The 22,174-nt window shown below is 69.7% G+C and carries 21 protein-coding genes; 3 read left to right on the forward strand and 18 right to left on the reverse strand.

The genetic code is table 11. From position 1 onward, the window contains the following. A complete protein-coding gene (gene atzF, locus ACFZB3_RS42425; protein WP_391387107.1) occupies positions 1-1,656 on the forward strand; it encodes an allophanate hydrolase in 1,656 nt (551 codons plus the stop codon). Between the two features lie 101 nt (positions 1,657-1,757). On the opposite strand, the gene ACFZB3_RS42430 is transcribed toward atzF, so the two are convergent. The 11 genes from ACFZB3_RS42430 to ACFZB3_RS42480 form a co-directional block, all read right to left on the reverse strand. Then, on the reverse strand, positions 1,758-4,610 hold the full coding sequence (locus ACFZB3_RS42430; RefSeq protein WP_391387110.1) for a DEAD/DEAH box helicase: 2,853 nt from the start codon (positions 4,608-4,610) through the stop codon (positions 1,758-1,760). 83 nt (positions 4,611-4,693) lie between these two features. Next, positions 4,694-5,635 (reverse strand): twin-arginine translocase subunit TatC, encoded by a 942-nt coding sequence (tatC, locus tag ACFZB3_RS42435; RefSeq protein ID WP_391387113.1) that lies wholly within the window; start codon positions 5,633-5,635, stop codon positions 4,694-4,696. A gap of 47 nt (positions 5,636-5,682) precedes the next feature. Then, positions 5,683-5,967, reverse strand: coding sequence for a Sec-independent protein translocase subunit TatA (gene tatA / locus ACFZB3_RS42440; protein WP_352365046.1), 285 nt, complete (start codon positions 5,965-5,967; stop codon positions 5,683-5,685). Positions 5,968-6,226: 259 nt separating this feature from the next. Continuing rightward, on the reverse strand, positions 6,227-6,421 hold the full coding sequence (locus ACFZB3_RS42445) for a hypothetical protein (protein WP_391387115.1): 195 nt from the start codon (positions 6,419-6,421) through the stop codon (positions 6,227-6,229). Positions 6,422-6,431: 10 nt separating this feature from the next. After that, positions 6,432-6,692 carry a hypothetical protein gene (locus tag ACFZB3_RS42450; RefSeq protein WP_351490293.1) on the reverse strand — a complete coding sequence of 87 codons (261 nt, stop codon included), beginning with the start codon at positions 6,690-6,692 and terminating at the stop codon, positions 6,432-6,434. A gap of 120 nt (positions 6,693-6,812) precedes the next feature. After that, positions 6,813-7,832 (reverse strand): WYL domain-containing protein, encoded by a 1,020-nt coding sequence (locus tag ACFZB3_RS42455; RefSeq protein WP_391387116.1) that lies wholly within the window; start codon positions 7,830-7,832, stop codon positions 6,813-6,815. Between the two features lie 20 nt (positions 7,833-7,852). Continuing rightward, complete coding sequence (locus ACFZB3_RS42460) at positions 7,853-8,806, reverse strand: WYL domain-containing protein (protein ID WP_391387119.1); 954 nt, start codon at positions 8,804-8,806, stop codon at positions 7,853-7,855. Positions 8,807-9,011: 205 nt separating this feature from the next. After that, positions 9,012-9,383 (reverse strand): FKBP-type peptidyl-prolyl cis-trans isomerase, encoded by a 372-nt coding sequence (locus ACFZB3_RS42465; RefSeq protein ID WP_391387123.1) that lies wholly within the window; start codon positions 9,381-9,383, stop codon positions 9,012-9,014. A gap of 74 nt (positions 9,384-9,457) precedes the next feature. Next, positions 9,458-10,456 (reverse strand): FKBP-type peptidyl-prolyl cis-trans isomerase, encoded by a 999-nt coding sequence (locus tag ACFZB3_RS42470; protein WP_391387126.1) that lies wholly within the window; start codon positions 10,454-10,456, stop codon positions 9,458-9,460. A gap of 114 nt (positions 10,457-10,570) precedes the next feature. Continuing rightward, positions 10,571-11,932: a Pup--protein ligase gene (gene pafA, locus ACFZB3_RS42475; protein ID WP_147997031.1), complete on the reverse strand. Its 1,362-nt coding sequence runs from the start codon at positions 11,930-11,932 to the stop codon at positions 10,571-10,573. A gap of 9 nt (positions 11,933-11,941) precedes the next feature. After that, entirely contained in the window at positions 11,942-13,201 is a 1,260-nt protein-coding gene (locus ACFZB3_RS42480; protein ID WP_391387129.1) for an MFS transporter, read from the reverse strand. Between the two features lie 46 nt (positions 13,202-13,247). Between ACFZB3_RS42480 and ACFZB3_RS42485 the strand changes: the two genes are divergently transcribed. After that, a complete protein-coding gene (locus ACFZB3_RS42485; protein ID WP_391387132.1) occupies positions 13,248-14,306 on the forward strand; it encodes a substrate-binding domain-containing protein in 1,059 nt (352 codons plus the stop codon). Positions 14,307-14,385: 79 nt separating this feature from the next. Here ACFZB3_RS42485 and prcA read toward each other — a convergent pair whose 3' ends face one another. The 6 genes from prcA to arc all read right to left on the reverse strand — a co-directional run bounded on the left by prcA (position 14,386) and on the right by arc (position 20,596). Then, positions 14,386-15,144, reverse strand: a complete 759-nt coding sequence (gene prcA / locus ACFZB3_RS42490) for a proteasome subunit alpha (protein WP_391387135.1) — start codon at positions 15,142-15,144, stop codon at positions 14,386-14,388. 69 nt (positions 15,145-15,213) lie between these two features. Then, positions 15,214-16,059, reverse strand: coding sequence for a proteasome subunit beta (gene prcB / locus ACFZB3_RS42495; protein ID WP_391387138.1), 846 nt, complete (start codon positions 16,057-16,059; stop codon positions 15,214-15,216). Beyond that, complete coding sequence (locus tag ACFZB3_RS42500; RefSeq protein ID WP_391387141.1) at positions 16,011-16,616, reverse strand: endonuclease domain-containing protein; 606 nt, start codon at positions 16,614-16,616, stop codon at positions 16,011-16,013. Before ACFZB3_RS42500 ends, prcB begins: the two co-directional genes overlap by 49 nt. 49 nt (positions 16,617-16,665) lie before the next feature. Further along, positions 16,666-16,884, reverse strand: coding sequence for a ubiquitin-like protein Pup (locus ACFZB3_RS42505; RefSeq protein ID WP_391387145.1), 219 nt, complete (start codon positions 16,882-16,884; stop codon positions 16,666-16,668). 189 nt (positions 16,885-17,073) lie between these two features. Further along, complete coding sequence (gene dop, locus ACFZB3_RS42510; RefSeq protein WP_391387148.1) at positions 17,074-18,585, reverse strand: depupylase/deamidase Dop; 1,512 nt, start codon at positions 18,583-18,585, stop codon at positions 17,074-17,076. 244 nt (positions 18,586-18,829) lie between these two features. Then, a complete protein-coding gene (gene arc, locus ACFZB3_RS42515) occupies positions 18,830-20,596 on the reverse strand; it encodes a proteasome ATPase (protein WP_391387151.1) in 1,767 nt (588 codons plus the stop codon). A gap of 526 nt (positions 20,597-21,122) precedes the next feature. On the opposite strand from arc, the gene ACFZB3_RS42520 reads away from it, so the two are divergent. Further along, positions 21,123-21,428, forward strand: coding sequence for a ferredoxin (locus ACFZB3_RS42520; protein ID WP_391387154.1), 306 nt, complete (start codon positions 21,123-21,125; stop codon positions 21,426-21,428). Between the two features lie 55 nt (positions 21,429-21,483). Here the strand turns inward: ACFZB3_RS42520 and ACFZB3_RS42525 are convergent, their stop codons facing one another. Continuing rightward, positions 21,484-22,065, reverse strand: a complete 582-nt coding sequence (locus ACFZB3_RS42525; protein WP_391387157.1) for a hypothetical protein — start codon at positions 22,063-22,065, stop codon at positions 21,484-21,486. Between the last annotated feature and the right edge of the window lie 109 nt (positions 22,066-22,174).

The following is a 22,174-nucleotide window of genomic DNA, read 5'->3' on the forward strand; positions in this document are numbered from 1 at the left end:
ATGTCCAGCACCGTCTCCCGTGTCCGTGCCGCGTACGCGCGCATCGAAGCGGTCGACCGCCCCGAGATCTGGATCGACCTGCGCCCGCAGCAGGAGGCCGAGGCGGAGGCCCGCACCGTCGACGAGCGGGTGGCCGCGGGGGAGCACCTCCCCCTCGCCGGCCGCCTGTTCGCCGCCAAGGGCAACATCGACGTGCACGGCCTGCCCACGACCGCGGGCTGCCCGGCGTACGCCTACGAACCGGAGGCCGACGCCCCGGTGGTGGCCCGGCTGCGCGCGGCCGGCGCACTCGTCCTCGGCACCACCAACCTCGACCAGTTCGCGACCGGCCTGGTCGGCACCCGCTCCCCGCACGGCGCGGTCCGCAACGCGATCGACCCCGCCCGGATCAGCGGCGGCTCCAGCTCCGGCTCGGCCGTCGCCGTGGCCCTCGGCATCGTCGACCTCGCCCTGGGCACGGACACCGCGGGCTCGGGCCGGGTCCCGGCCGCCTTCAACGGCATCGTCGGCCTCAAACCGACCCGCGGCCTGGTCCCGACGGCCGGTGTCGTCCCGGCCTGCGCGTCCATCGACTGCGTGACGGTGTTCGCCCGCACCCTCCCGGAGGCGGAGCAGGCGCTGTCGTACCTGGCGGCCCCACCGGACCGCACGCTCCCGCCGCTCCCCCAGCGGGCCCCGGGCCCCTGGCGTATCGCGGTCCCGCCGCTCGCGCAGCTCGGCGAGCTGGACGCGGGCTGGGCGGCGGCCTACGAGGAGGCGGTGGAGCACCTGAGGGCCGCGGGCGCCTCGATCCGCCCCCTCGACCTGACCCCCTTCACCGAGGCCGCCGCGATGCTCTACGAGGGCGCGTTCGTGGCCGAGCGCTACACGGCGGTGGGTGCCTTCGTGGACAAGGTGATCTCGTCCGGCGGCGAGGGCCTCGACCCCACCGTCGCCGGGATCATCACCCGGGCCCGCGACATCCCGGCCCACCGGCTCTTCACCGACCAGGACCGCCTGGCGGACCTGCGCACCCGCGCCCTGGCCGAACTCGCCGACGCGGACGCCCTGCTGCTCCCCACCACCCCGGGCCACCCCACCCTCGCGGAGGTGGCGGCCGACCCGCTGGGCGCCAACGCCCGCCTGGGCCGTTTCACCAACTCCACGAACCTCTTCGACCTGGCGGCCGTGGCAGTACCGGCGGGCGAGGTGAACGGCCTGCCGTTCGGCGTGATGCTGATCGGCCCGGCGTTCACGGACACCCGCCTGGCGACGATCGCACGCGCCCTGGAGCCGCGGGCGAGCCTCGCGGTGCTGGGCGCCCATCTCACCGGCCAGCCGCTGAACCCGCAGCTCCTGGCACTGGGAGCGGTACTCGAACGCACCACCACGACGGCACCGGCATACCGCTTCTACGCACTGCCGACGACCCCGCCGAAGCCGGGCCTGGTCCGTGTGGACGAGGGCGGGGCGGCGATCGAGGCGGAGGTGTGGAGCCTGCCGCCCGAGGGCCTCGGCCGCCTGCTCGCCGCACTCCCCCACCCGATGGCATTGGGCAGCGTGGAACTGGCCGACGGCACCAGCGTCCCCGGCTTCCTGTGCGAACCGAGCGCGCTGACAGACGCCGAGGACATCACCCACCACGGAGGCTGGCGAGCCTTTTTGGCAGAGGCCTAGGACAAGCGCCCCTTCAGGGGCGCTGGGGGTACCCCCGGCCGAAGGCTGGGGGAGGAACTGCGCGACCAGCCACAACCCACCCGCACCCGCCGACGCACCGGTCACCCCACCGACGAGTAGGCCACCACTCCCCGCAGCACCAGATCAACCGCCTTCCGCGCAGCCTTCCCGACGGTCGAGCCCTCCGCAGGAGAAGCCGCCGAGATCTGCCCCAGCACGTCGATGACCTGCTTGCACCACCGGACGAAGTCACCCGCGGGCATCTCCGCCTCCCGCAGCACCTCGTCCAGGCCCATTCCCGTGGCCCACATGTAGACGGCCCAGGCGAAGCCGAGGTCCGGTTCGCGCTGTCCGACGCCCTCGGTCTGGTTGATCCGGAAGTCCTCCTCAAGGGCGTCGAGGCGCCCCCAGATCCGGACCATCTCGCCGAGCGCGGCCTTGGCGTTGCCGGAGGGAACCTTGGGCGCCATGGCGTCGTCGCCGACCCGGGCCTCGTACACCAGCGCCGAGACGCAGGCGGCGAGTTCGGCGGGGCCGAGGCCCTCCCAGACGCCGGCCCGCAGGCATTCGCTGGCGAGCAGGTCGAGTTCGCCGTACAGCCGCGCCAGCCGCTTGCCGTGTTCGGTGACCTCGTCACCGCGCAGGTAGTCCAGCTCGGTGAGCAGCGCCACGATCCGGTCGAAGGTCCGGGCGATGGTGTTGGTCCGCCCCTCGATGCGCCGCTCCAGCTGCGAGGTGTCCCGGATCAGCCGGTGGTAGCGCTCGGCCCAACGGGCGTGGTCCTCGCGGTCGTTGCAGCCGTGGCAGGGGTGCGCCCGGATCGCGGTGCGCAGCCGCGCGATCTCGCGGTCGTCGGCCGCCTGCGAGCGCTTCTTGCGGGCCCGCTCCGGCGGGATGTGCCCGGCCTTGGTGCGCAGCGCGGAGGCGAGGTCCCGACGGGACTGCGGGGAGCGGGGGTTGAACGACTTGGGGATCCGCATCCGCTCCAGTGCCTCGACCGGCACCGGGAAGTCGATGGAGGCGAGCCGCTTGACCTGCCGCTCGGCCGTCAGCACCAACGGCCGCGGCCCGTCGTGCTGTTCGAAGCCGCGGTGGCCGTTGGACCGCCCGGCGGGCAGCCCGGGGTCGAGGACCAGCGCGAGCCCGGCGTACTTCCCGGTCGGCACGTGGATGACGTCGCCCGGCTTGAGCTTCTCCAGGGCGACGGCCGCCTCGGCGCGCCGCTCGGCCATGCCCTGCCGGGCCAGTTCGGTCTCCCGGTCCTTCAGCTCCCGCCGCAGCCGCGCGTACTCCTCGAAGTCGCCGAGGTGGCAGGTCATGGACTCCTTGTAGCCGGCGAGCCCTTCCTCGTTGCGCTGCACCTGGCGGGAGATCCCGACGACCGACTTGTCGGCCTGGAACTGGGCGAACGACGTCTCCAGCAGCTCGCGGGAGCGGTGCCGCCCGAACTGCTCGACCAGGTTGACCGCCATGTTGTACGACGGCTTGAAGCTGGACCGCAGCGGATACGTGCGGGTGCCGGCGAGCCCGGCGAGGTGCTCGGGGCTCATGCCGCGCTGCCAGAGCACCACCGCGTGGCCCTCGACGTCGATGCCGCGGCGGCCCGCACGGCCGGTCAGCTGGGTGTACTCGCCCGGGGTGATGTCGGCGTGCTGCTCGCCGTTCCACTTGACGAGCTTCTCCAGCACGACCGAGCGGGCGGGCATGTTGATGCCGAGCGCGAGGGTCTCGGTGGCGAACACGGCCTTCACCAGGCCGCGTACGAACAGCTCCTCGACGACCTCCTTGAAGGTCGGGAGCATGCCGGCGTGGTGGGCGGCGATGCCGCGTTCCAGGCCCTCCAGCCACTCGTAGTAGCCGAGGACGTGCAGGTCCTCCGGCGGGATCGACGAGGTGCGCTCCTCGACGAGGGCACGCACCTTGTCCCGTGCCTCGTCGTCGTTGAGCCTGAGGCCGGCGTACAGGCACTGCTGGACGGCGGCCTCGCAGGCGGCACGGCTGAAGATGAAGGTGATGGCGGGCAGCAGGCCCTCGTTGTCGAGCCGTTCGATGACCTCGGGGCGGCCCGGCGTCCACACCCGGGACCGCTGCCGGCGCTCCCGCTCCCGGTCGGCCTCGCGCATGGCACGGCCGCGTCTGCGGTCCTGGTACGACGGACGCTGTGCCTCCATGCGGGCCAGCCGGGCGAGGTCGGGGTTGACGGCCTTCTTGTGGCCCTCGCCCTCCTCGAACAGGTCGTACATCCGGCGTCCGGCGAGGACGTGCTGGAACAGCGGGACGGGCCGGTGCTCGGAGACGATGACCTCGGTGTCGCCGCGGACGGTGTCGAGCCAGTCGCCGAACTCCTCGGCGTTGGAGACGGTGGCCGACAGGGAGACCAGGGTCACCGACTCCGGGAGGTGGATGATCACCTCTTCCCAGACGGCGCCGCGGAAGCGGTCGGAGAGGTAGTGGACCTCGTCCATGACCACGTAGCCGAGGCCGATGAGGGTCTGGGAGCCCGCGTACAGCATGTTCCGCAGGACCTCGGTGGTCATGACGACCACGGCGGCGTCCGGGTTGATGCTGTTGTCACCGGTGAGCAGGCCGACCATGCCGTCGCCGTAGCGGCGGCAGAGGTCGGCGTACTTCTGGTTCGACAGTGCCTTGATGGGTGTCGTGTAGAAGCACTTCTTGCCCTGCATGAGGGCGAGGTGGACGGCGAACTCGCCCACGATCGTCTTGCCGGAGCCGGTGGGGGCGGCCACCAGTACACCCTTTCCGGATTCGAGTGCCTGGCAGGCCTCGATCTGGAAGGGGTCGAGGCCGAAGTCGTACATCTCGCGGAAGGACGCGAGCGCGGTGGCCTGCTCGGCGGCCCGCTTGCGGGCCGCCGCATACCGCTCGGCCGGTGAGAGGTCCTCTGTCATCGTGCTTTCGAGCGTACCGGTCCCCACTGACAACAGGACGATCATTATCCGGAACATGGGACAACGGACAACGAAGAGGTGCCCGCGTCATGGGACGCGGGCACCTCTTCGTGGCTGTGGTCGCCCTGTCAGGTCACGTCGTCGTATCCGTTGACCCGGTCCGGGCCCTCGGGCAGCGCGCGGCTGGCGGAGACGGTCTCGATCTCGCCGATGTCATCGGGGGTGAGGTCGAGGTCGGAGGCCTCGTCGTCGTCGAGGCCGTCGTCGTCGCGGCGGCGCCTGCGCCGGTCGTTGAGGAGGGAGAACGCGACCGCGGCGAAGTACAGCACCCAGATCGGTCCGGCGAGCGCCAGCATGGAGAGCGGGTCGGTGCTCGGGGTGGCCACGGCCGCGAAGATCGTGATGCCGAGGATCATCGCCCGCCACCAGCCGAGCATGCGCCTGCCGGTGATGATTCCGGTGAGATTGAGGAACACCAGGAGCAGCGGCAGCTCGAAGGAGAGACCGAAGACGATCACCATGCGGGTGACCAGTTGCAGCAGGTCGTCGAGCGGCAGCAGGTTGCTCACCCCGTGCGGGGTGAAGCCGATGAGCACCTTCGCGGTGGTCGGCAGGACCCGGTACGCGAAGTAGGCGCCGCCGAAGAAGAGCGGCACGCCGGTGCCGACGAACGCGTAGGCGTACTTCTTCTCGTGCCGGTGCAGACCGGGGGCGACGAACGCCCACAGCTGGTACAGCCAGACCGGCGAGGCGAACACCACGCCTGCCATCAGGGAGACCTGGAGGGCGAGGGTGAAGGGCGCGAGCAGACCGTTGATGGTGATCTGCGCGCACTGCTCGTCACCCTTCGTCGTGTTCATCTCCGAGAAGGTGTGGTGGCAACCGACCGAGTCGAGGATCGGCTTGGTGAGAAAGTCGATGATGTTGTTGTAGAAGAAGGCGGCGACCACCGTGATGACGATGATGGCCAGCATCGCCTTCGCGAGCCGGTTGCGGAGCTCACGAAGGTGATCCGCGAGAGGCATCCGCCCCTCGGGATCCTTCTCCTGATTGCGGGCAGACTTTGGCAACCCACGTCCTCATCTCGTGCGGCAGGCCGGGGGCTTCCGGCCTTGCGTCAGCGCTGGGTGGAGTCCGACGGCTCGTTGACCGGGCGGGCGCTGGTCACGTCGCCGGGGGCCGCCTGGATGGTGCGCTGCGCCTGGGACTGCTCGCCGGAAGCGGGCGCCTGGGCGGAGGTGGTGGTGTTGCCGTCTTCCTTCATCGCCTTGGCCTCGCTCTTGAGGATGCGAGCGGACTTGCCGAGCGAGCGCGCCATGTCGGGAAGCTTCTTCGCGCCGAACAGCAGGATGACGACGACGAGGATGAGAATGATCTCGGGGGCGCCGAGCCTTCCGAACATAAGTCTTTACCTTCTCACCGAGGCGGCTGGGTGGGATGCTGTCCGATCCGTCGGACATGCGTCCGATTGATCGTGCTCTCAGCGATCGTAACGCTCAGGGGTAAACGTGAGGCAATCCCCGTGCGTACTCCCGGTCCGCGGAACGGGCCTCGTTCTCCGTGCCGCTGCAGCAGCGTACCTTTCCCAGCGGGCACCGTGACAGGGCGAAGTGACGCAAACCGCTTACGGCCCAGTACTCACACCGCTCGCACAGCGGGAGTCACAGTGCGTCCACAGTGCGGGCGGCGCTCCCGGCCGCCCGCTCCAGGTCCTCCGCGGCCCGGTTGATGCGCCGGGCCGAGTCCGCGACCTGCGCGCCCAGCCGGCGCGCCTCCAGGAAGACCCGGACGGCGAGCACGCCGAGCACGGCGAGACCCACGAAACCCACAGCTACCGCGACCATCGCCCAGAACATGGGGCCGAGCCTAGACGGTGGGGTGCAGCCGCAGTGTCCTGACCCCGCCGCCGGTGAGCAGTTCGACGATCCGCTCGCCCGCGGGCTTGCGGACGGCGGCCCCGCAGTCGGGGCAGGTGAACGAGTAGAACGTCGTCTTGCTGGTGGCCCCGATGGCCAGGCGCAGGGCGCTCGCGGTGAGCTCGAAACTGCCCCGGCAGTCCGGGCAGCCCGCTCTGAACACCACGGGGACGACGCGTCTCATCCCGGCGAAGGCGGCCGCGACCGTCATCTCCCGCGCGACACCCGCGCCGCCGGAACCCGAAGACTCGTCCAGAACCACCGAAGACTCGTTCAAAGCCGCTGCCCCTCCTTCTTGGTCGTTCGCCTTCGGAGCGCGCGCTCCTGCGGCTCACTCATGCCCTTCCTCATCGTCCTCGTCGCCGTACCCGACGTGGTCGTACGCCGCCAGTGCGTCACGGGCCGCCCGGCGGGCGCTGTCGGCCAGCTCGGGCGGTGACACGATCCGGCCGTCGCCGCCGAGCCTGAGCGCCAGCCGGCGCAGGGAGGCCGGATCGGGGGTGCGCAGGGTAATACGCAGCCCGCCGTCGGGAAGCTCATCCGCGCTGTCGTGCGGGTAGTACTCGGCGACCCAGCGGCCGGCCGGGCCGACCTCGACGACCACCTCGGGGTCCTCGGCGGCCGGCTGCACCAGGGCCTCGGACAGGTCGCGCAGCTCGATCTCGGGGGGAGCCGACGGCTCGTCGAGGATCTTGATCTCGGCCACCCGGTCGAGGCGGAAGGTACGCCGGGCCTCGGAGCGCCGGCACCAGGCCTCCACGTAGGTGTGGCCGACGCTGACCAGGCGGATGGGGTCGATCTCGCGCTCGGTGACCTCGTCGCGGGCCGGTGAGTAGTAGCGGATCCACAGCCGGCGGCGCTCGGCGATCGCCCGGTCGACGTCGGCGAAGACCCCGCCCTCGGACTCGAAGGTCACCGAGAGCCGGGCGCTGGCGTCGCCCGCCTCGCCGGCCGCGGTCTCCACCTTGGCGGTGGCCCGCAGCAGCGCCTGCCGGTCGCCCTCGCGCAGCCCGGGCAGGGTGGCCACCGCGCGGGCGGCGACCAGCAGCGCGGTCGCCTCGTCGGCGGCGAGCCGGAGCGGTTCGGCGGCCTCCTCGCCGAGCGCGGCGGCGTTGTGCCACCAGATGCGCTCGCCGTCGGTGTCGATGTCCAGCAGGTCGCCGCCCCGGAAGCTGGTGCCGCACATGGGCAGCACGTCCAGGTCGGAGACCAGCTCGTCCTCGGTGATGCCGAAGGCGCGCGCCACGTCCGCGATCCGGGCGCCGGGGCGCTCGCGCAGGTAGGTCACCAGGGAGAGCATCCGCCGGGTCTGGTCGATGGCGTTCACGGGCCTGACCGGTTTGCCTGCCACTGCCTTGCTCCGCTCCCCCATCAGTCCTTGGCCACGGCACGCAGCCGGTCCACTACGTCCGCCCGCAGCTCGGCCGGTTCCAGGACCACCACGTCCGGCCCGAACTCCACCAGCCAGGCGTCCAGCCCGTGCCCGTACGGAATCTCCAACTCGTCCCACCCGTCACCGAGTTCCCGCACCGCGGTGGCCTTCGCCCGAAGGGGGTAGCCGGCGCCGGACCGCAGCCGGATCAGCGCGGAGCGGTCCGCGATCTCCCCGGCCCAGCTCGCCACGGTCTCGCGGACGGTGACGACGTCCGGGACCGGCGCGGTGAAGGGCGTGCCCCGGGAGCGGACCTTCCCGGTGATCCGGGACAGCCGGAACACCCGCTCGGCGCCCCGGTCGCGGTCCCAGCCGGCCAGGTACCAGTGGCCGCGCCAGCACTCCAGGGCCCAGGGCTCCACGTTCCGGGTCTCCGGGTGGGCGGCGGTGGCCTTGCGGTAGTCGAAGACGACCGGGCGGCGGTCCCTGCAGGCCAGCATCAGCGGCTCGAAGGCGGCCTCGTGGACGGGGATCCGCGGCTCCAGGGCGCCGTGGGCCTCGTACGGGTCGACGTCCTCGGGGAGGCCGGCGGCGCGCAGCTTCTGCAGGGCACCGCTGGCGGCGCCGGCGAGCCGGGCCTGCTGCCAGACCTTGGCGGCGAGACCGAGGGCGGCGGCCTCCTCGGCGTCCAGGGTGATGGGCGGCAGGCGGTTGCTGTCGCGGCGGGCGAGGTAGCCGACCTCGCCGTCCAGGTTCTCGACGGTCTCGATCACCAGTCCGAGTTCGCGGAGGTCGTCCTTGTCCCGCTCGAACATCCGGCTGAAGGAGTCGTCGCTGCCGGCTTCCAGGTAGGCCTCAATGGATTCCCGCAGCTCGCGCTTGCTGAGCGGCCGTCGCGTCCCCAGCAGGCACAGCGCCAGGTTCATCAGCCGCTCGGCCTTGGCAATGGCCATCGACGCCCTTCGCCTTCCCTATGGTGCTCCTGACCGATGACCGTACCGCTCCGGAGTGTCACGGCAAAAGCGAGTACGGACAACGGGCACCGGAACGGACACGGCTTGACAAACGCCGAGGGCCCGCGCACACGGCACGGGCCCTCTTCCAGCCGGTTTCCGACCAGGACCGGCCGGCGCCCGGGGGCGCCGGCCGGGTACGGGATCAGACCGCGATCAGGTCCACGACGAAGATCAGCGTCTCGCCGGGCTTGATCGCCGGCGTCGGGCTCTGGTCGCCGTAGGCGAGGTGGGCCGGGATGGTCAGCTGACGGCGGCCGCCGACCTTCATGCCCTGCACGCCCTTGTCCCAGCCCTTGATGACCCGGCCACCGCCCAGCGGGAAACGGAACGGCGCGCCCCGGTTCCAGCTGGCGTCGAACTCCTCGCCGGTGCTGAACGCGACGCCCACGTAGTGCACGGTGACGGTCTGGCCCGCCTGGGCCACCTCGCCCTCGCCCTCCCAGATGTCCTTGATCTCCAGGTCGGCCGGGGCCTCGCCCTCGGGAAAGTCGATCTCGGGCTTGTCGATGCTCACGTCTTCGGCTCCTGCTTGTGTACGACACGGAACCGGGACAGTCTTTCATCCCCGCCGGGGTCGCGCCCGCGCGACTACATCGCCGCAAGAATGTCCACCGTGAACACCAGCGTCGAACCCTTCTTCACCACACCACCGCTCGGCGGGTTGTTCCCGTAGGCCAGGTCCGGCGGCGTGACGACCACGATCCGGCTGCCCACCTTCTTGCCGGTGATCCCCTGCGCCAGCCCCTTGAGGACGCCCTGCATCTGCTCGATCGAGAACTGGGCGAGCCGCCCGCTCTCGTACGTCTGCTCGAAGACCTTGCCGCTGTCCCAGACCTCGCCCTTGAACTGGCACAGGACGGTCTGCGCCGACTGCACCTGGGCGCCGTCGCCCTCCAGCACGTAGTTCGACACCAGCGTCTTCGGCGGGTCCACCTTCGGGATCTCGATCGAGGGGGCCTTGCCGTCCGTGTTCGTGCCGATCTTCGGGAGCGCGGCGTCGCTCTGCGCGACCTCCTTGCCCGTGCTGGAGCTCGTCGAGTTGAACGCGTTCAGGATGTCCACCACGAACACCAGCGTGTCCGTGCCCTTGATCCCCGCCTGCGAGTTCCCCGCGCTGCCGTACCCCCAGGTCGGCGGCACCGCCATCAGCACCCGGCTGCCGGCCTTCCTCCCGGCCAGCCCGTACCGCCAGCCGTCGATGATGCTGCCCGCGGCGAGCTGCATCAGCAGCGGCGTACGGTCGTAGGACTGGTCGAAGACCTTCGCCGAGGACCAGATCTGCCCCAGGTAGTTGGCCTGGATGAAGTCGTTCTCCGCGACCGTCTTCCCGCTGCCCGCGATCACCGTCTTGACCGCCAGGTTCTTCGACGGGTCCCCGCTGCCCTTGGCCACCGTCGGCTTCTCGTCGAACTTCGTGCCCGCCGTGATCGCCGGCAGCGGCCCGTCCACGATCTTCGGCGGCGGCACCGAGGCGGAGGCCGACGGCGAGGCACTCGCCTTGCTGGAGGAGGACGACTTGTCACCGCACCCGGCGAGCGTGACCAGTCCCGCGGGAACAGCGGCAAGGAGAAGAGAGCGTCGGCGCACGGAAGAGCCTCGTAATCGGTCGATCTTGCGGATGGCGTGCGCGCAACTCTACGACGTGAGAAGGGCGCCGTACGGAAAACGTACGGCGCCCGTGTGGCGTTCTGTGCCGATCTCTCACATACCGGCGATGAGCTTCTCCACCCGGTCGTCGACCGAACGGAACGGGTCCTTGCACAACACCGTGCGCTGCGCCTGGTCGTTGAGCTTCAGATGCACCCAGTCGACCGTGAAGTCCCGGCGCTGCTCCTGGGCCCGCCGGATGAAGTCACCGCGCAACCGCGCCCGAGTCGTCTGCGGCGGTACCGACTTGCCCTCGAAGATCTTCAAGTCATTGCAGATCCGCGCGGCTTGCCCCTTCTTCTCCAGCAGGTAATACAGACCCCGACGACGGTGAATGTCGTGATAGGCGAGGTCTATCTGCGCCACGCGCGGATGGGACATGGTCATGTTGTGCTTGGCCCGGTACCGCTCGATGAGCTGGTACTTCATCACCCAGTCGATCTCGGTGCCGATCCGGTCCAGGTCCTCGGCCTCGATCGAGTCCAGCGTCCGGCCCCACAGCTCCAGCACCTGCTCGACCGTGCCGGTGCGGATACCGCGGCGCTCGCAGAAGTCCACGGCCTTCTCGTAGTACTCCCGCTGCACCTCGAGCGCCGAGGCCTCCCGGCCGCTGGCCAGGCGCACCTTGCGCCGGCCCGTGATGTCGTGGCTGACCTCGCGGATCGCCCGGATCGGGTTCTCCAGGGTCAGGTCCCGCATCACCGTGCCCGCCTCGATCATGCGCAGCACCAGGTCGGTGGCGCCGACCTTGAGCAGCATGGTCGTCTCGGACATGTTCGAGTCGCCGACGATGACGTGCAGCCGGCGGTAGCGCTCCGCGTCCGCGTGCGGCTCGTCGCGCGTGTTGATGATGGGCCGGGAACGCGTCGTCGCCGAGGAGACGCCCTCCCAGATGTGCTCCGCCCGCTGGCTCACGCAGTACACCGCACCGCGCGGCGTCTGCAGCACCTTCCCGGCGCCGCACAGCAGCTGCCGGGTCACCAGGAACGGAATGAGGATGTCCGCGAGCCGGGAGAACTCCCCGTGCCGCGCCACCAGATAGTTCTCGTGGCAACCATAGGAGTTGCCCGCCGAGTCCGTGTTGTTCTTGAAAAGGTAGACGTCGCCCGCGATTCCTTCCTCATGCAGGCGTCGTTCGGCGTCCACCAACAGCCCTTCGAGAATGCGCTCGCCGGCCTTGTCGTGGGTGACCAGTTCGGTCACATTGTCACACTCGGGTGTCGCGTATTCCGGATGTGAGCCCACGTCGAGATAGAGCCGGGCGCCGTTCCGCAGAAAGACATTGCTGCTACGGCCCCATGACACGACACGGCGGAAGAGGTACCGCGCCACCTCGTCAGGCGACAGGCGGCGCTGTCCCCTGAACGTGCACGTGACGCCGTACTCGTTCTCCAGCCCGAAAATGCGGCGGTCCATGACTGAACATTACGCCCGATCCCCTGAGCTGAAACGGGGTTCGACAGCACGATTTGGATCATTTTCCGAACCGGCCGCAACCACCGCACCCCCACCGGGAGCTGCGAGGACCCGCCCCGTGACCGCCAGGACCAGCAACGACACACCCCCCGCCGCACCCGGCACGGCGAACCCCCACAGGGCCCCGCCCGCCTCGACCACCGGACCCGCCAGGCCCGTTCCCACCGACGCCCCCACTGTGAACGTCGTCACAAGCCAGGAGAACGCCTCGGTGACCGTCCCGCTCGGCGCATGCCGGTCCACCAGCACGAACGCACACGCGATCGCCGGCGCCAGGAACACCCCGGCAAGCACTGTGAGCAACACCATGGCCAACGCATCGGGCATCAGCATCAGCGGCAGATAACACACCGCCAGAAGAGCCACCAGGACCCGCAGTCGCCGCGCCGGCTCCCCCGCCCACTGCCGCGCCCCGTACACACTGCCCCCCAGCAGCGCACCCAGCCCCAGCGCCGCCATCATCCAGCCGTACACCACGTCACCGCCATGCCCGTCCGCGTACGGCACCGACGCCACCGTGATGGAACCCAGCGCGATCCCGACGAACAGGAACGCCGCCAGCAGCGCCACCAGCCCCGACGACCGCAGCGCCCCCAGCCAGTGCGCCTCGCGCGGCGCCGAACGCCACGCCCGCGACGGCGGCGACACCACCACCGACAGCGCCCCGAACACCCCCACCACGTTCACCACCAGCAACGCCGCCTGCGCCGACCACAGCGACACGCACAACGTCACCAGCAACGGCCCCACGGTGAACATGACTTCCTGCGCCACCGCGTCCATCGCATACGCCGTGTGCACCCGGTCCCCCGGCCCGAGGACACTCGGCCACAGGGCACGCAGACCGCCCTCCAGCGGCGGCGTGAACAGCCCGGCCGCCGCCACGGCCGCATACGCGACCGGCAGCGACCCGGTACCCGCGAAGGCGAAGACGGCCATCGCACCGGCCGACGCCAGCGCCGCGGGAAACTGGACCCGCGGCTGCCCGCACAGGTCGACCAGCCGCCCCAGCACCGGCTGACCCACCGCGTTGGCCACGCCGTACACCGCCGCGAGCACCCCCGCGAGGCTGTACGTGCCGCCCTCCGCCCGCACGAACAGCACGATCGCGAGCGCCGCGGTCGCGTTCGGCAGCCGGCCCACCAGGGTCCCCGTCAGCAGCCGGGCCGCGTGCCTCGCCCTGAGGATCTCCAGGTACCCCGCGGCCATGTCCCACCTCCACGTTTTACGTATAACCCCGTCTCCCATACGTACCATGTGCGCTGTTCACACGTCCAGCCGAAGGAGCCCACCCCCGGTGCCACCCAGCAGCACGCGCCCCACGAGCCGCGACGTCGCCCAGGCAGCCGGCGTCTCCCAGGCAGCCGTGTCGCTCGTGCTCGGCGACAAATGGCGCGGCCGCGTCTCCGAAGCCACCGCCCAACGCGTCCGGGAAGCCGCCCGCGACCTCGGCTACCGCCCCAACCTCGCCGCCCGCAACCTCCGCCTCGGCCGCACCCGCACCGTCCTCCTCGTCGTCCCCGCCCTCACCACCGAGTTCTTCGCAGGCGTCTACACCGGAGCCGCCCGCGTCGCCTCCACCCACGGCTTCGGCGTCCTCCTCTACCCCTCCCCCGAAGGCATCGGCCCCGCCCGCGACCCCTTCGCCTCCGCCCAGGCCGCCCTCGACGGCGTCATCGCCTCCTCCATGGCCGCCGACGCCCTCACCGCCATCCGCGGCGACCAGCTCCCCCTCGTCATGCTCGACAGCGACCCCGACGGCAGCCTCGGCGCCGCCACCGTCAACCTCGACATCGCCGACGGCGTACGCCAGGTCACCGACCACCTGCTCGGCCTCGGCCACCGCCACTTCCTCCACCTGGCCGCCGACATCGCCTCCTGGACCTTCGAAGCACGCGCCCGGGAACTCGCCACCCGCACGGCACACGTCCCCGGCACCTCGGTACGCACCATCCACGCCCCGATCTCCATCGAAGGCGCCCAGGCCGCCACCGAAGCCGCCCTCACCACCCCCGGCCCCCGCCCCACCGCCCTCGTCTGCGACGACGACAAACTCGCCGCCGGCGCCTACAAGGCCCTCCGCCGCCACGGCCTGCGCATCCCCGACGACATCTCCGTCACCGGCCTCGACGACCTCGCCCTCGCCACCGCCATCGACCCCGAACTCACCACCGTCCGCCTCGACGCGGAACTCTTCGGCGAACGCGGCATGCAAGCCCTCCTCGCCGTCCTGGACGGCCGCGAACCCGAACACGGAGACATCCCCGTGGAACTGGTCGTACGGGGCTCCACAGCGCCCCCACGGCCGTCGTGACCACCCACCACCCAAAACGCCCGCGCCCCGCCCGGAAAACTCCCGGGCGGGGCGCTGAGCGGGTGAAGCACAAACAGGGCTACTCGACGTCCCCGCCGGACTCCTCGGCCTCCTCCGCCTCCGCAGCCGTCGCCGCACCGTCCGACTCCAGCAACCGAGACAACTGCGGACCGACGATCCGCTTGAACTTGCGCTGCTGCGGACGCGTGCGGTCCAGCACCGCAACCTCAAGCCGTTCCGCCGGAATCTCCCGCTGCGTACCGTTCGACTCCCGCGACAACGCCGTCACAGCCAGCTTCAGAGCCTCCGCAAGGGTCATACCCTCCCGGTGCTCACGATCCAGATACGTACTGATCTGCTCGGCACTGCCACCGACCGCCACCGAACCGTGCTCGTCCACGATCGAACCGTCATGCGGCAACCGGTAGATCTGGTCACCCTCCGGAGTCTCCCCCACCTCCGCGACGACCAGCTCCACCTCGTACGGCTTCTCCGCCGCCGACGAGAAGATCGTGCCCAGCGTCTGCGCGTACACGTTCGCCAGACCACGCGCCGTCACATCGTCACGGTCATAGGTGTAACCACGCAGGTCGGCATAGCGCACACCGCCGATCCGCAGGTTCTCGTACTCGTTGTACTTGCCGGCGGCCGCGAAACCGATCCGGTCGTAGATCTCGCTGAACTTGTGCAGCGCACGGGACGGGTTCTCACCGACGAACACGATGCCGTCGGCGTACTGGAGCACGACCAGGCTGCGGCCGCGCGCGATGCCCTTGCGGGCGTACTCGGCACGGTCCGCCATGGCCTGCTGAGGTGAGACATAGAACGGCGTCGACACCGGTATCCGTCCCCTTCCTTAGGGTTCCGTCGAAGTCACTGGGATCACCTTGATAAGAACGCCGGCACGCTAGAGCAGCGCCGCGCGCGGACCGTCCGGCTCCTCCAGGCGGCGCGCCAGCACCGCACGGGCGAGCTCGGCGGACTCGTCGTCGGTGAGACGGCGGAACCCGTCCTCGGTGATCACGGTGATGATCGGGTAGATCCGGCGGGCGACATCGGGACCACCGGTCGCCGAGTCGTCGTCGGCCGCGTCGTACAGAGCCTGCACCACCAGTGTGGTCGCCTGCTCCTTGGTCAGGTCGTCACGGAACAGCTTCTTCATCGCGCCGCGCGCGAAGATCGAGCCGGAGCCCGTCGCCGAGAAGTTGTGCTCCTCGGAACGGCCACCCGTGACGTCGTACGAGAAGATCCGTCCCTTGGCCCGGTCCACGTCGAACCCGGCGAACAGCGGCACGACCGCCAGCCCCTGCATGGCCATGCCGAGGTTGGACCGGATCATCGTCGACAGCCGGTTCGCCTTGCCCTCCAGCGACAGCTGGGCGCCCTCGACCTTCTCGAAGTGCTCCAGCTCCAGCTGGAAGAGCTTCACCATCTCCACGGCGAGACCGGCGGTGCCGGCGATGCCGACGGCCGAGTACTCGTCGGTCGGGAACACTTTCTCGATGTCCCGCTGAGCGATCACATTGCCCATGGTGGCCCGGCGGTCACCGGCGAGCACGACGCCGCCGGGGAAGGTCACCGCCACGATCGTCGTCCCGTGCGGCGCCTCGATCACGCCCTGCGTGGGCGGCAACTGCCGCTTGCCGGGCAGCATCTCCGGCTGGTGATCGGCGAGAAAGTCCATGAACGAAGAGGAGCCCGGCGTCAGGAAGGCAGCCGGTAGACGCCCGGTGCTACGAGTGTTGGCTTCCACAAGTTTCCTTCCAGGTAAGCAGCGGCACGGCGAGCGGCGTCGGGCTTGTCCCTCAATTTGCCGATGGCCGAATTGCAGTTGAAGCACAGTACGCCTCGGACCCTACCCGTCTTGTGGCAGTGATCCACATGAACGGGCGGGGCATCTAGACAGATCGCGCAGAGTCCGTACTGCGCGGCGATCATCGCGTCGCGCTCGGCTTCGGTGAGGTTGTAGTTGCGCTTGAGGTGATCCGCACGGCTCTTGACCGCACGGCAGGCCTTGCAGCTCGTGGACAGGCCGTCTGAGGCTGTGGCGTTCCGGTGCCACTCACTGTGCGGCTTTGCCTCTCCGCAGCTGCGGCAGAGTTTGTACCCGGCAGGGACATCCACCTTCTCCCGCACAGGCCGCCCGATGGCCTCCCGGCGGCGCCGGTAGTGCGCGGCGCTGTACTCCGCCACGCACTCCCGACAGTGCACCTGGAGGCCGTCCTGCCGATTCCTGTCCCGAGCGAATGCCGCAAGAGGCAGGTCCCGCCCGCACTTGCGGCATTGCTTCGCGTTCGGCTCCTCAGCCACCCTCTCCCCCCGTCACCTTCAATACGAAGGCAAAGCGGCCAATCCGCCTCTACTCCCCACCTTTCTGCACGAAGGAGCGCACGAAATCCTCGGCATTCTCCTCGAGTACATCGTCAATTTCGTCAAGAACCGAGTCGACGTCGTCGCTCAGCTTCTCGTGCCGCTCCTTGAGGTCCTCCGATGCCTGCGACTCGGCCGCCTGCTCCTCGGTCTCCTCCGTGGTGCGCGTGGCCTTCTGCTGTCCGCCGCCGGTGTCCTTGGTTGCCATAACCTTCACCCCGCTCAGTTCGCCCGACATGGGTCGACAGGTCGGCTTCCTGCCGATCGGTGATGATCAGACCCTACAAGCCGGGTCCGACATCGGCCCCGCAGTTTCTCCAACGTACGGGGGCCACCTCGATGATTCCCGGGCGCCGGGGTTTTGACCCCGGTCGCCCGGTGCGGTCCGGGTGCCCGTTCAGCCGCCGGAGAGGACCCTGACCAGGTCTTCTGCGGTGCGGCAGCGGTCCAGGAGCGCCTTGACGTGATTTCGCGTTCCGCGTAGCGGTTCCAGGGTTGGGACGCGCTGGAGGCTGTCGCGGCCCGGGAGGTCGAAGATGACCGAGTCCCAGCTGGCCGCGGCGACGTCGTCGGCGTACTGCTCCAGGCAGCGGCCGCGGAAGTAGGCCCGGGTGTCCTCGGGCGGGCTGGTGCGGGCCCGCTCCACGTCGGCCTCGTCCAGGAGCCGCTTCATGCGCCCGCGGGCCGCGAGGCGGTTGTAGAGGCCCTTCTCGGCCCGTACGTCGGCGTACTGGAGGTCGAGGAGGTGCAGCTTGGCGGCGTCCCAGTCGAGGCCGTCGCGGCGCCGGTAGCCCTCCATGAGTTCCAGCTTGGCGACCCAGTCGAGTTCCCCGGAGAGGCTCATGGGGTCACGTTCCAGGCGGTTGAGGGTGTCCTCCCAGCGGGCGAGGACGTCCTTGGTCTGGTCGTCGGCGTCGGCGCCGTAGCGCTCCTCCACGTATTTGCGCGAGAGCTCGTAGTACTCCATCTGGAGCTGGACGGCAGTGAGTGTGCGTCCGCTGCGGAGGGTGACGAGGCGCTTGAGGCTGGGGTCGTGGGAGACCTGGTGGAGGGTGCGTACGGGCTGGTCGACGGCGAGGTCGACGGCGATGAAGCCGTCCTCGATCATCGAGAGCACGAGAGCCGTCGTACCCAGTTTCAGGTACGTGGAGATCTCCGAGAGGTTCGCGTCGCCGATGATCACGTGCAGGCGGCGGTACTTCTCCGCGTCCGCGTGCGGCTCGTCACGGGTGTTGATGATCGGGCGCTTGAGGGTGGTCTCCAGGCCGACCTCGACCTCGAAGTAGTCGGCGCGCTGGCTGAGCTGGAAGCCGTGTTCGTGGCCGTCCTGGCCGATGCCGACGCGGCCGGCGCCGGTGACGACCTGGCGGGAGACGAAGAAGGGGGTGAGGTGGCGCACGATGTCGGAGAAGGGGGTTTCCCGCTTCATCAGGTAGTTCTCGTGCGTGCCGTAGGAGGCGCCCTTGTTGTCGGTGTTGTTCTTGTAGAGGTGGATGGGCTGGGCGCCGGGGAGTGCGGCGGCTCGTTCGGCGGCCTCGGCCATGATGCGTTCGCCGGCCTTGTCCCAGAGGACGGCGTCGCGGGGGTTGGTGACCTCGGGGGCGCTGTATTCGGGGTGCGCGTGGTCGACGTAGAGGCGTGCGCCGTTGGTGAGGATCACGTTGGCGAGGCCGATGTCCTCGTCGGTGAGCTGGCTGGCGTCGGCGGCCTCGCGTGCGAGGTCGAAGCCCCGGGCGTCCCGCAGCGGGTTCTCCTCCTCGAAGTCCCAGCGGGCCCGGCGGGCCCGGTGCATCGCCGCCGCGTAGGCGTTGACGATCTGGGACGAGGTGAGCATGGCATTGGCGTTGGGGTGGCCGGGGACGGAGATTCCGTACTCCGTCTCGATGCCCATTACTCGCCGTACGGTCATGCGGCCCTCCTTGCCCGGCGGAGCCCTCGGTCGTGGGCTGCGCTCGCGTACCGCTGGCGCTCCGGTGCGTGTGCGGTGCCCGTCCCCGCACTGCGCGACTCGGCGGTAGGAAAGAGCCTAGAACGCCTCTGCGCTGGTGGGGAGATCATTTGCGTCATTGCCTTGCTCGCCTCGGTTCCGGTTTTGGCCGGAAAAACAGTCGGCTGCGGGTACCCGGTGAGGGCACCCGCAGCCGCCCTGTGTTTTACAGGTACTGTCCGGTGTTCGCCACCGTGTCGATGGAGCGTCCGGTGTCCGCGCCCTGCTTTCCGGTGATGAGGGTACGGATGTACACGATCCGTTCGCCCTTCTTTCCGGAGATCCGGGCCCAGTCGTCGGGGTTGGTGGTGTTGGGCAGGTCCTCGTTCTCCTTGAACTCGTCCACGCAGGCCTGGAGCAGGTGGGAGACGCGGAGACCCTTGGAGTTGTGGTCGAGGAAGTCCTTGATCGCCATTTTCTTGGCGCGGCCGACGATGTTCTCGATCATCGCGCCGGAGTTGAAGTCCTTGAAGTAGAGGACTTCCTTGTCGCCGTTGGCGTAGGTGACTTCCAGGAAGCGGTTTTCCTCGGATTCGGCGTACATGTGTTCCACGGCCGTCTGGATCATGCTTTCGACCGTGACCGACTTGCTGCCGCCGTGCTCGCCGAGGTCGTCGGCGTGCAGCGGGAGGCGTTCGGTGAGGTACTTGCCGAAGATGTCCTTGGCCGCTTCGGCGTCCGGGCGCTCGATCTTGATCTTCACGTCGAGGCGGCCGGGGCGCAGGATGGCGGGGTCGATCATGTCCTCGCGGTTGGAGGCGCCGATGACGACCACGTTCTGGAGGCCTTCGACGCCGTCGATCTCGGCGAGCAGCTGGGGGACGATGGTGTTCTCCACGTCCGAGCTGACGCCGGAGCCGCGGGTGCGGAACAGGGATTCCATCTCGTCGAAGAAGACGATGACGGGGGTGCCCTCGCTGGCCTTCTCCCTCGCACGCTGGAAGACGAGGCGGATCTGCCGCTCGGTCTCGCCGACGTACTTGTTCAGGAGCTCGGGGCCCTTGATGTTGAGGAAGAAGCTCTTGCCGGCGGCCTGGCCGGTGACCTCGGCGACCTTCTTGGCCAGCGAGTTGGCGACGGCCTTGGCGATGAGCGTCTTGCCGCATCCGGGGGGTCCGTAGAGCAGGACGCCCTTGGGGGGGCGCAGTTCGTGCTCCTTGAAGAGGTCCGGGTAGAGGTACGGCAGCTCGACCGCGTCGCGGATGGCCTCGATCTGGCCGCCGAGGCCGCCGATCTGCTCGTAGCCGATGTCGGGGACCTCTTCGAGGACGAGTTCCTCGACCTCGCTCTTCGGGACGATCTCGTAGACGTAGCCGGAGCGGGGTTCGAGCAGCAGGGCGTCACCGGGCCGGATGTTCACGTCCAGCAGCGGCTCGGCGAGCCGTACCACGCGCTCCTCGTCGGTGTGGCCCAGCACGAGGGCCCGCTCGCCGTCCTCAAGGATCTCCTTGAGGGTGACGATGTCGCCGACGCGCTCGTACTCCATGGCCTCGACCACGTTGAGCGCTTCGTTGAGCATGACTTCCTGGCCGCGCCTGAGGTCGTCCAGGTCGACGCTTGGGCTGACGTTCACCCGCAGTTTGCGGCCGCCGGTGAAGATGTCGGCGGTGCCGTCCTCGTTCGCCGTGAGGAAGACACCGAAGCCGGCCGGCGGCTGTGCGAGTCGGTCGACCTCTTCCTTGAGGGCCACGATCTGGTCGCGGGCCTCGCGGAGGGTGTTCGCGAGTCGTTCGTTCTGGGCGGACACGCCGGCCAGGTTCGTCTGCAGCTCGACGATCCGCTCTTCGAGAATCCTCGTGTGTCGCGGAGAGTCGGCGAGCTTGCGTCGCAGGACGGCGATCTCCTGCTCAAGATAGGCGATCTGCTCGGACGGGTCGTCGGACCCTCGTCCCGGGCGGATGCCGCGGTTCATGTCGTCGTCGTGGGCTGCCACGGTCCTCACCTCCTCCAAGGGGAGCTGGACGCTTCCAGACCCTACCTGGGTGGGTGTCGATTGAAACCCCTAGATCACAAAGACTGTCAAGGTGTGTCGTCGGTCACCCATTGCGTTCTCCCTCGTGCCGGGTGGATACCCACTCAACGCGATTCAGAAGCGGCGTGTTCCAGGCCTGGAGTGGTCAAAACCCTTCGTTACTGACCGGAGTTGTCCGCTCCAGTGCCGGTTCAGGGGTTGTGCCCCGGTGGCGCATTTCTTACACAGAGCGACCGGCCGGATGTGGGGCGTGTTCGCGGGGGCGGACCGCGGGTTGGCTCAAGTCGATCGCTCCGGTGGCCGGGCGCCGCCTTCCCGCGCGGCGGGACGCGCCGTGTGCGCGGGCTCGGGGGCGCCCGGAGGGTGCGTGAGGAGGGTGCGCGGGCGGCTGCGGGCCGGAGGTAGGGTCGAAGTCGTTCAACACCCGCCGGGGCGGGACCGGGTGACCCCCGGGTCCGGCTGCCCGGCGCTTTCGACGGCAGGAGAGATGACCGTGCAGCAGGAGGCCCTGGCCGGCGGTGAGGCGCTTGAGGTATGGATCGACCAGGATCTGTGTACGGGTGACGGGATCTGCGCCCAGTACGCCCCGGAGGTGTTCGAGCTGGACATCGACGGTCTGGCTTATGTGAAGGGCTCGGGCGACGAGCTGCTGCAGGCGCCGGGGGCGACCGTGCCGGTGCCGTTGCCGCTGCTCACGGACGTGGTGGACTCGGCGCGGGAGTGTCCGGGCGAGTGCATCCATGTGCGCCGGGTCGCGGACCGGGTCGAGGTGTACGGGCCGGACGCGGAGTGACTTTCCGGCCACTCCGCGTGGCGTGGGCGGCGGGTCCGCCGGGCCGGTGCGGCCGTCAGACGCTGTGGGCGGCCGCGGGGGTGGAGCGGACGAACGCGTGGCCGTTCCACTGCCATTTGGCGCTGGACTTCAGGTCCGGGCAGCAACTGGGCACATTGTCCGAGGAATAGCCGAGCAGGGTGGCGGTGACCGCTTTGCCGGCGACGGCGAAGTCGGTCACGGTGTACCGGTCCTTGGGGTCGACCAGGGTGGCGACGACGCGGGGGGCGGTGGCGCCGGCGGCCTGGGTGAGGACGTAGACGGCGTCGGGCGGGGTGCCCATGGCCGAGTCGCAGTGGACGACCACCACGGTCTCCGGTCGGCCGTCGCCGTCGAGGTCGCCGGTGGCCTTCTTGACGACCAGCTCCTTCACGGGGCCGCAGTCGAGCGGGAAGTCCACGCCGGTGGTGCTGGGCGGCGCGGCGGCCGCGGGGGTGGGCTTCGCATCGGTCCCGGCGGTGGGCTGGGCGGCTTTGGCCGAGCCCGGCTGGAAGAGGGACGACAGAGCGACGACACCGGCCACGGCTGCGGCGGTGGCGAGCCAGTGCATGGGGCGGGTGTCGGTGTGAGCGAGCTCCGGGACCACGGATTGCTGCACTAGGAGTGTCTCCTGTGAGGCCTGTGCCGGTGGGGGGGGTGGCCTGCATCGTGCCACACGTCACAGCGGGGAGGGAACGGCGGGGTGGGCTTTGGCGGCCGGTGGGGTG

Source organism: Streptomyces sp. NPDC008092 (genome assembly GCF_042957285.1).
Classification (GTDB): domain Bacteria; phylum Actinomycetota; class Actinomycetes; order Streptomycetales; family Streptomycetaceae; genus Streptomyces.